The following is a 2610-nucleotide window of genomic DNA, read 5'->3' on the forward strand; positions in this document are numbered from 1 at the left end:
GCGGCAGCGTCAGTGCAGCCGCCACAGGTGGTCGGCCGTGCCGTTGTCCGCGAACTGCACCACCGGGGCGCTGTCCGCGGTGGACATCCGGTCCACGCCCAGCACCTTGCCGGAGCGGGCGTTGCGGATCCGGAACCGGCCGGCGCCGTCGTGCACCAGGCGCCACCGGTGGTCGTCGGAGCCGTTGTCGGCGAACTGCACCACCCGCGCGGAGTCGGCCGTCGACATCTGGTCGACGCCGAGCACCTTGCCGGAGTGCAGGTTGCGGATCCGGAACCAGCCGTCCGCGTCGGCGAGGAAGCTCCACAGGTGGTCGTCGGTGCCGCTGTCGGCGAACTGCACGACCTGGGCGCTGTCCGCGGTGGACATCCGGTCCACGCCCAGCACCTTGCCGGAGTTGAGGTTCTCGATCCGCAGCTGCCCGTCGGGGTGCAGCAGCCAGAGGTGGTCGTCGGTGCCGTTGTCGGCGAACTGCACCACCTGGGCGGAGTCGGCCGTCGACATGCCGTCCACCCCCAGCACCTTGCCGGAGTGCCGGTTGCGGAGGCGGTACCAGCCGTCGCCGTTGTCGACGAGCTGCCACAGGTGGTCGTCGGTGCCGCTGTCCGCGAACTGCACCACCCGCGCCGAGTCCGACGTCGACATGCCGTCCACCCCCAGCACCTTGCCCGAATGCCGGTTGCGGATCCGGAAGGCGGCGCCGGGGGCGGACCAGGGCGTGCCGTCGGGGCCGGCGGTCGGGAAGGAGGAGATGCGCAGCCGGGCCGCTGCCATCGGGATCAGGGTGACCGTCTCGACGGGGGCGGCACTGCGGGCCGGGCTGTCCTGCAGCGGGGTGACGACGTGCTGGGAGTCTGCCTGCCACTCGGCGATCCGGCGGGCCGGGGCGGTGATCCGGTGGGGGTTGTCGGCCTGGGTGAAGGGGTTGGCGGGCAGCGCCCCGCCGCGGGTGGTGAAGGCGAGCGAGGCGGTGGGCGCGGCCGGGTCGAGGCCGAGGCCGTAGTTCCAGGGGGTGGTGGCGTGCACGTCGTACTGCGGGAAGGTGTCGCTGCCGCCGGTGCGGACCCAGTTCTCGCCGATCTGCAGGGCGTAGCCCAGCGGGCCGCGGGCGACCGAGACGCAGCGGTGGTTGTCCGTCCACGTGCGCACCGCGACCCGCTGCGGCAGGCGCAGGGTGACCCGGTCGCCGTTGTTCCAGGTGCGTCGGACGGTGGTGTACGCGGGGCCGGCGGGGGCGGCCACCGCCTGCCCGTTGACGGTGAGTTGCGGGTCCGGGCACCAGCCCGGGACGCGCAGCACGAGCGGGAAGGCGACCGGCCGCGGGGTGGTGACGGTGAGCGTGACGGTGTCGCCGAAGGGGTACTCGGTGTCCTCCCGGACGGTGACGGTGGTGCTGCCGTCACCGACCCTGGCGGCGACCGTGCAGGGGGCGTACATGGCGGCGGCGAGGCCGCCGTCGGGGGTGGCGAGCCAGAGCTCCTGGGTGAACCAGGGCCAGCCCATCCCGTAGTTGTGCGGGCAGCAGCGGTACTGGTCGACGCCGGCCATGTAGGACTGCATGGCGAAGCCGTTCTGGAACTGGCCCTGGGTCTTGGGAGCGTCGTCCAGGTCGACGCTGTTGGCGCTGGTGACGTAGTGCACCGCCTTGCCCTGCGGGTCGAGGGCGGGCGGCAGGGAGTTGAAGGCCAGTTCCTCGCAGCGGTCGGCCCAAACCGGGTCGCCGGTGAGCCGGTTGAGCAGTTCGTGGCTGGCCATGAACTCGACGACGCCGCAGGTCTCGAAGCCCTGCCGGGGGTCGCCGAAGCCGGGGCGGGCGTTCTCGTCGCCGGCGAAGCCGCCGCCGGGGAACTGCCCGTAGCGGCCCATCACGGTGTCGTAGGTGCGGTAGGCGGCGGTGGTGTCGCCGGCGAGGCCGGAGCGCTGGGCGTACTGGGCGGGCTCCCGGAATCCCTGCGCGATGTTGACGTTGTGCCAGCTGGGGACGGTGTTCGTCCAGTCGGCGCCGTTGCGGTGGATGCGGTCCATCAGGTCGAGCAGGAAGGCGTCCCGGGTGCGGTTGTAGAGCCAGACCACGGTGTCCAGGCCGTCGCCCCAGCGGACGGAGACCCAGCTCTGGTTGAACGCACCGGGGCCCTGGGCGTTCATGAACCGCAGGAAGGCGGTGAGGAAGGGCAGGATGCGGCTGTCGCCCGAGTACTCCTGCCAGGAGCGCAGCGCCTGGAGCAGCGGCAGGAAGGGCCAGAAGTCGGGGCCGCCGCCGAGCGAGGTGCGCAGCGCGGTCGGGCCGAAGAAGCCGTCGGGCTGCGCGGTGGCGAGGATCGCGTCGACCCAGCGGCGGGCGGTGGCGAGCGCGGTGGCGTCGCGGGTGGTGATCGCGAGGTCGACGTAGCCGCGCAGCCAGTACGGGACCTCCTCCCAGCCGCCGCGCTCGGGGTGCGCCCAGCCGGTGGTGGCGAGGTCGAGGAAGTGCGAGGTCTCGGCGTACCGGCCGCACAGGCCGGCGAGTTGCAGGGAGAGCTGGCCGGCGAGCCAGCCGGCCGGGCGGATCGCGTCGGGCGGCAGCCGCAGCAGCGCGGTGGGGTGCAGGGGCGCGGCGTTGGGCGCGTAGAG

1 protein-coding gene is annotated in these 2610 nt (G+C 73.1%); it reads right to left on the bottom strand.

Annotation, left to right across the window (positions count from 1 at the left end; genetic code table 11):
• Window positions 1–9 precede the first annotated feature (9 nt).
• On the bottom strand, window positions 10–2610 hold a 2601-nt coding region (locus ABZ641_RS32480), incomplete at its 5' end, for an RICIN domain-containing protein (protein WP_359987657.1).

This window comes from Kitasatospora sp. NPDC007106, assembly GCF_040634455.1.
GTDB classification, from domain to species: domain Bacteria; phylum Actinomycetota; class Actinomycetes; order Streptomycetales; family Streptomycetaceae; genus Kitasatospora; species Kitasatospora arboriphila.